The organism is Mycobacterium sp., from assembly GCF_049683935.1.
In the GTDB taxonomy this organism is placed as follows: Bacteria; Actinomycetota; Actinomycetes; order Mycobacteriales; family Mycobacteriaceae; genus Mycobacterium.
On the sequence record NZ_JBAUJR010000492.1, the window covers coordinates 1 to 6739 of the forward strand.

General features: G+C 69.2%; 2 protein-coding genes and 1 pseudogene. All 3 read right to left on the reverse strand.

The genetic code is table 11. The features are described 5' to 3' along the window. Nucleotides 1-238 precede the first annotated feature (238 nt). On the reverse strand, nucleotides 239-1909 hold the full coding sequence (gene recD / locus WA965_RS28225) for an exodeoxyribonuclease V subunit alpha (RefSeq protein WP_526448263.1): 1671 nt from the start codon (nucleotides 1907-1909) through the stop codon (nucleotides 239-241). Continuing rightward, on the reverse strand, nucleotides 1906-5214 hold the full coding sequence (recB, locus tag WA965_RS28230) for an exodeoxyribonuclease V subunit beta (RefSeq protein WP_526298348.1): 3309 nt from the start codon (nucleotides 5212-5214) through the stop codon (nucleotides 1906-1908). Before recB ends, recD begins: the two co-directional genes overlap by 4 nt. Further along, nucleotides 5214-6739 (reverse strand): annotated as a pseudogene (locus tag WA965_RS28235) (exodeoxyribonuclease V subunit gamma); the annotation flags it as partial. The pseudogene WA965_RS28235 and the gene recB, both read right to left, overlap by 1 nt.

Consider the following 6739-nt stretch of genomic DNA (forward strand, 5'->3'; position numbering starts at 1 on the left):
CTGCTCTTCCCTATGTGTGGGTCGGAGCCGTGGAGCGAATCTCGCGGTTCTGACGTTCTTCGTGTGCTGTTCTTGTGGATCTGATGGGTTGAACCGGCAGGTCAGGGGTTTAATTCCATTGGCAGTAATTGATCGGTCCGGTGGCAGGATCTTGATGGCGTCCACCGCCGGAACTGCATTCCAGCAGGCAAAATCCGAAAGAGGACCTGCCGGAACGCAATCTCGGCGAACAGGTCGCTCAGCGTAGGCGGCGAGCCAGGCCGGACGCGCGGACGACCCGCCGCGAGATCGCCTCCCGGATCGCCGACTCGGAGCCGACGACCCGCACCCGCTGCTTGGCCCGCGTGACAGCGGTGTAGAACAGCTCGCGGGTCAGCAGCCGCGATTCCTCCTGCGGCAGCAGCACAGTGACCTCGTCGGCCTGGCTGCCCTGGCTCTTGTGAATGGTCATCGCATGCATGGTGTCGACGTCGGAGAGCCGGCCGGTCGCGAACTCCACCGGTCCGGCGCCCGACCCGACAACCGCGCACAGCCCGGTCCCGCGCACCACCGTCACGCCGGTGTCCCCGTTGTACAGGCCGAGCCCGTAGTCGTTGGCCGTCACCAGCACCGGCCGACCGGCGTACCAGTCGGTCCAGATCGGTTCACCCGTCGAGTCGGTCAGCCATCGCTCGATCTGCCGGTTCCAGTGCTGCACGCCGAATGGCCCGCGGCGGTGCGCGCACAACAGCCGGTGCTCACCCAGTGCCGCCAACCCCGCCACGCCGTCGCCACGCACTGCAGCCTCACGCAGCCGCAGTGCGTGCGGCAGCAGCACGGTGCGTAGCTGTTCACCGGGCTCGTCGGTGTCGAGCCACTCGATGTGCTCGCCACCGGCCGCGAGCAACTCGATCACCCGGTCGTCGTCACCGTCGCGGATGGCGGTCGCCAGCGCGCCGATCGACTCGCCGAACCGATGCGAGGTCTCCAGTGACACGATCCGGACGTCGTCGCGACCGCCGAGCCCGTCGACCAGGTCCGCCAGTACCGCACCGGCTTCCACCGAGGCCAACTGATCCGCGTCGCCGACCAGCAGTAGGCGGCTGTCCGGGCGCACCGCCTCCAGCAGTCGGGCCATCAGCGTCAGCGAGACCATCGACGTCTCGTCGACCACGATGACGTCGTGGGGCAACCGGTTCTCGCGATGATGGCGGAACCGCGACGAGTTGCCCGGCAGCGATCGCAGCAGCCGGTGCAGCGTCGAGGACGTCAACTCCGGCAGCCGATCCCGATCGACCGGATCGAGGGCGTCGACCTCCAACTGCACTGCCTCCAGCAGCCTCGCGGCGGCCTTGCCGGTCGGCGCCGCCAGCGCGATCCGCAGCGGCGGCTGCCCGGCCAGCGACGCCTGCTCGGCCAGAAGCGCCAGCAACCGGGCCACGGTGGTGGTCTTCCCGGTGCCGGGCCCTCCGGTCAGCACCGTAAGTGATTGTGTCAGCGCAACTTCGGCCGCCGATCGCTGCTCCTCCCACCCGGCGGGGAACAGGCGATCCAGGCTCGGCACCGTGCCGCGCAGCGTCGAGGCCAACAACGCCAGCACGTCGTCACACACCTGCTGTTCCTCGAGCCAGTATCTGTCGAGATACAGCAGATCACCGAAGAGTCGCAGCACCGGCGTCTTGACCACCATCGGGCTGTCGGTGACCGCGGCCAGCCAGTCATCAGGCGACGGCCAGGGCAACTCGGGACGTCCGACCTGTTCTGCGACCGACCGCAGATCGACGCACACCGACCCGCCGCGCAGCGCTCTCACCGCGACGGCGACCGCCAAAGCGACTGTCTGGTCGGGCTCCTCGGCGAGCGCGGTCAACCGTCGCGCGACGTGGATGTCGGCCGGTTCGAAGAGGTCGGCGAACGTCTCGAGGATCATGGCGCGACCGCCCCGCCGGCGAGCAGATCGGACATCGCGATGATCAACGACGCCGGTGGCTGCCAGCCGAACACCCCGGCCGGATGTCCGTCGACCACCGGGGTCTGCTCACCGCACATTCCGCGCACGAACAGGTACAGCACACCGCCCAGATGCACCTGCGGGTCGTAGCCGGGCTGGCGCCACCGCAGAAAACGATGCAGCACCACGCAGTACAGCAGCGCCTGCAATGGGTAGTCGGAGTGCAACATCGCCTCCGCCATCCGCGCCTGACCGTACGCGGCGGATGTCAGCGGCTTCTCGGGTTCACCCAGCCAATTGGTCTTGTAGTCGGCGACGAGGTATCGCTGCCCGACCCGCAGCACCACATCGAGTGAACCCGTCAGGTAACCCCTCAGCGACTGCCCGGCCAGCGCTCCGCTCGACAGTCGCTCTGCGTACGACACCAGTGGGTCGTCGGCGGCCACATGCTGGCCGAACAGCTTCCCGACGTCGGCCAGAGATATCCGCGGCGCGTCGGCACGCACGTCACCACCTGCGAGGGGGAACTCGAAGTCCATCTCCCGCAACCGGTCCCGGAATCCGATGTCGCGCAGCGTCACGCCCGGGGCCAGCGGTCCGAGCGGCGTGTCGTGCATCGGAACCAGCGCGGCGGCGAGTTCCTCAGCCGCTACGTCGACGGGCCACCACACCGAATGCTCGCGAATCTGCGCCTCGAGTTCGGTGGCCAGATCGGAGGCCGACGGGTCGGCTGTCTCCAACACCGCATGCACCAGCGTGCCGAACTTGGCGCCCATCGGCAGGTCCGCCATCGGCGAGGGGATTGCCGCAACGCCGGCGTCGGCAGGATCGGACACCGCCACGTCGGCCGGCGCGCCGGGGGTCTCGTCGTCCTTCTCCGCCACCTCGGGTTCGCTCGACACCCCGCCGGACGACTCGGCGGCGCGGATCAGGCCGGAGTACGACGTGCGCCGCCACGACGCATCGATCTGACGGTCGAAGGTGCGCACCGCGAGGCCGGTGGGAGGCGCGGGTGGCCGGACCCCGGCATCGGATGCCACCACTGAATCCTCGAGCGCCGGGCCGCCCCGATCGGACCAGGCACGCAGCGCCGCCATCGCGTCGGCGTCGTCCGGTACCGGGGGGTCGCAGCGATCGGGCACAACCGGATCACCGGGGGCGCGGCCCCGCAGCAGTCGTGACAGGCCACCGTTGGGCTCGTCCCACGACGGCGCCCACCAGGCCACCACCTGCGACTGGGCCCGGGTCAGCGCGACATAGGTGAGCCGGACATCGTCGGAGGAGACTTCGCGCCTGCCGAGCCTCGTCACCTCGGCGTAATCCGGGCTGGTCTCACCGCCGATGTGCAGGCAGCGCCGGGCTCCGTCGTGGAACAGCACCGCCTCGTCGGTTCGGATGTTGCGGTTGAACGCGAAGGGCAGATACACGACCGGGTACTGCAGGCCCTTGCTGGCGTACACAGTCATGATCTGCACGGCGGTGGCGTCACTGTCGAGGCGGCGGTTGCGTTCGGTTGGCCCACTCTGCTCTTCGCGCTGGGTGCGCAGCCAGTCCCGCAGCGCGGGCAGGCTGTAGTGCTCACGATGGGCGGTGTCGTGCAGCACCTGTGTCATGTGGGCGAGGTCGGTCATCTGCCGCTCGCCGTCGGTCCACGACAGCACCCGGCGACCCATGCCGGCGAGTTGCGCGGCCTCGAGAACTGCCGCGATGCCGCGCTCGCGGACGTGGTCGGCCCATCCGCGGATCGTCTCGGCGACCCGGTCGGTCAGGTCATCACCTTGTGTCGCAAGGTCTTCGGCGGTGTGGCCGAAGAACATGGTGGTGGCCGCCGCCCGGACCAGCCCGGTGCGGTGCGGCTGGTCGAACGCTTCCAGCAGGCATAGCCAGTCGTCGGCGGCATCGGAACGCAAGACGTCCGAAGCTCCGGTGTAGACCGCCGGGATACCGGCCGCGGTGAGTGCGTCGAAGCACGGGCGTCCGTCCTTGTGCTTCTCGACGATCACCGCGATGTCGCCCGCCTGGATCGGCTCTCCGTCGTAAGTGGCCCCGCTGGCCAGCAGCGCCGCGATGTCGGCTGCCAGATCGCGAGGAATGTGTTGGCGCAGTTGGCCGATCGTGATGGTCTTGTCCTGCCGGGTTCCGGTGGTGTCGCGGGACACCACCCGCAGCCGAAACGGATCATTGTGCGGGGCGCCGGCCAGTCGGTGCCCCTGATGGTGGGCCTCGACCGGGCGCACGACGATGCCGCTGTTTCCGAGTTCGGCGTCGCGGAGCACGGCCTGCAGGCTGTCGACGAGCACCGCGTCGCTGCGCCAGTTGGTGCCGAGCGTCCGGCGTTCTCCTGCTGTCGCGGCCGCGTGCAGGTAGGTGGTGATGTCGCCGCCGCGGAAGGCATAGATGGCCTGTTTCGGATCACCGATGAGGATCAGCGTGGAGCGGCCGCTGAACGCCCTGTCGATCACCTGCCACTGCACCGGGTCGGTGTCCTGGAATTCGTCGACCATGACGATCGACCACCGCCGGTGCATCCGCACCCGAGCGGGTGAATCGCCGGCCTCCAGCGCGGTGGCCAGCCGGCTCAGCAGGTCGTCGTAGCCGAGGATGCCGCGGGTGCGCTTGCGGCGCTCCAGCTCTGAGCACGCCGCCGTCGCGAAGTCCATCCGGACGGCGGCGGGGCTACCCTCGGGTGGCCTGACCGGCCGCAGTTCGGCGCTCGGATTCTGGACGACGGCGCGTGCCAGGGCCAGCGCGTCGCCGCGGGACAGCGGCGGGTCGTCGTGGCTGCGGCCGAAGTGCGCGAGGTAGAGATCGTCGACGATCTCGACCACCAGATCGTCGAGGCTCTCGGCCAGTGTCACGCCTGCGTCGGTGTCGCCCGCCACACCCAGCGATTTGAGCACCAGATGGCAGAACTGGTGGGTGGTCGCGATGGTGGCTGCGTCGAAGCCGGCGAGGGCGTCACGAAGCCGTTGTTCGCGGGCGCGCAGTTCCTCGGGGGTGCCTTGGAGCAGATGCCGGACGAGTTCGTTGTCACCGGCCGTCGTCGGATCGTGGAACGCCGACACCGCGTCGAGGATCTGGCCGCGCACGCGTTCGCGCAGTTCCTGGCTGGCGGCCTTGCTGAACGTGATCAGCAGCATCTCGTCGAGCGTCGCCACGCCGTCGGCCAGGTACCGCGTCACCAGGCCGGCCAGCGCGAACGTCTTGCCGGTGCCGGCGCTGGCCTCCAGCACCGTCGTGGTGTTGCGAGCGGGCAGCGGGCCGAGCAGATCGAATGTCTGCATCACGCGGTCGCCCCTTCCGCCCGCAGCATCGGCAGCCACAGCCGTGCGGCGTACGCGCCGAGTCGGGTGCTCTCACCGTCGTATTCCTCGCCCGGCTGCACCGGCTCGAGCAGGACGTCGAGCTTCGACAAGCCCCATACCCGCACGTGCGCCGGCTGCTCGTTCTCACCCGGGAACTTCGCAGTGTCCCATTTGAAGGCCGCCCTGGGTTCGGGCTGCCGCCGGGCATGCCTGGCTTCTGCCCATGCATAGGAAGTCTTCAGGGGCAGGGGGATCGGCTCGCGGCGTCCGGCGTCATAGATGGCCACGAGATCACCGAGAACGTCGACAGCGGGGACCTCGGGAGGCCCGAGCGTCCGCTCCACGGGTGGGCCGGTGCGTTTGGCCCGCCCGATGCACACCGCGGACCATTCGCGGTCCGGATAGCGAGAGATCAGCGCCAGCAATTGGATCCACGACTCGAGCAGGTGCCGTCCGTCGAGCTTGGAGTAGGTGACGGTGACGAGGCGGTCGCCGTACACGCGGGGGACGGTGCCCGTGACCCGCCTGCCGTTGCCGACGTCGATGTCCACGTCGTAGGCCGTCGGCGGCGTGCCGCGGTGCTGGTGTGCGGCAACCGCGAGCGCGGCGGCCTGATCGCGGATCTCCAGTGCCTTGCGCCACCCCAGCTGACCCGGCGGCAGCGAACCGCGTCGCCACTCGGCCTGCTGCGCCTCTTTCGGGTGCATCCCGCGCTGCATGTCGTCGAGCATGCGGTCGCCGACCTTCCACTCCTGCAGAGCGTCGATCTCGACGGGCATCGCATCGTCGATCGCATCGACGTCCCACGGCAGCGTGTAGTCCAGCGCGCGGAAGAAACCCTTGACCGGATCGCGGAAGAAACCGATCAGGTCGTCGAGCGCGACATCGTCGGGCGGCGGCGCCGGCAGCGTATTCCCGAGAAGAGCCGGGCGTTGTGCACGAGCTCCTCCGGCGACCTCGGCAGCAGTCTGCGCGGTGGGGTCGAACGTGAAGGGCCGGCCCGCGGGCATGTTGAGCGCTCCGGGGGTGACATTGCGAACATCGAAGGGCTGCAACGGGTGTTCCACCAGGACCTGACGCCGCACGCTCGTCGGCGTGGTGATGTCGAGGGCGTCAAGTAGCTCCATCAGGGGTACGGCCGGCGGTCTGCGCTGGCCGGACTGCTCGTTGGAGCCGGTGTAGGTGATGACCAGCTTGTCGGTCGCGGCGCCAATGGCATCGAGCAGCAGTTGCCGGTCCTCGGAGCGGATGTCGCGCTCACCGGTCATCGGAGCACGGGCCAGCGCGTCGTCGCCGTCGACCACTCCCAGTCGCGGGAACACCCCGTCGTCGAGGCCGACCAGGCACACCACCCGGTGTGGCACCGAGCGCATCGGCACCATCGTGCAGACCGTCAGCGTGCCGGTGCGGAAGTTGGCACGTGTCGGCCGCCCGGCGAGGTGGCGGTCCAGCAGCGCGCGGATGTCGGGCAGGCGCAGCACGGTGTCGGCATGCTGTCCGGCGG

Bases quoted from the DNA above. Each gene is read 5' to 3' on its own strand.
- recB (WP_526298348.1), bottom strand. From the start codon at position 5,214: ATGCAGACATTCGATCTGCTCGGCCCGCTGCCCGCTCGCAACACCACG.
- recD (WP_526448263.1), bottom strand. From the start codon at position 1,909: ATGATCCTCGAGACGTTCGCCGACCTCTTCGAACCGGCCGACATCCAC.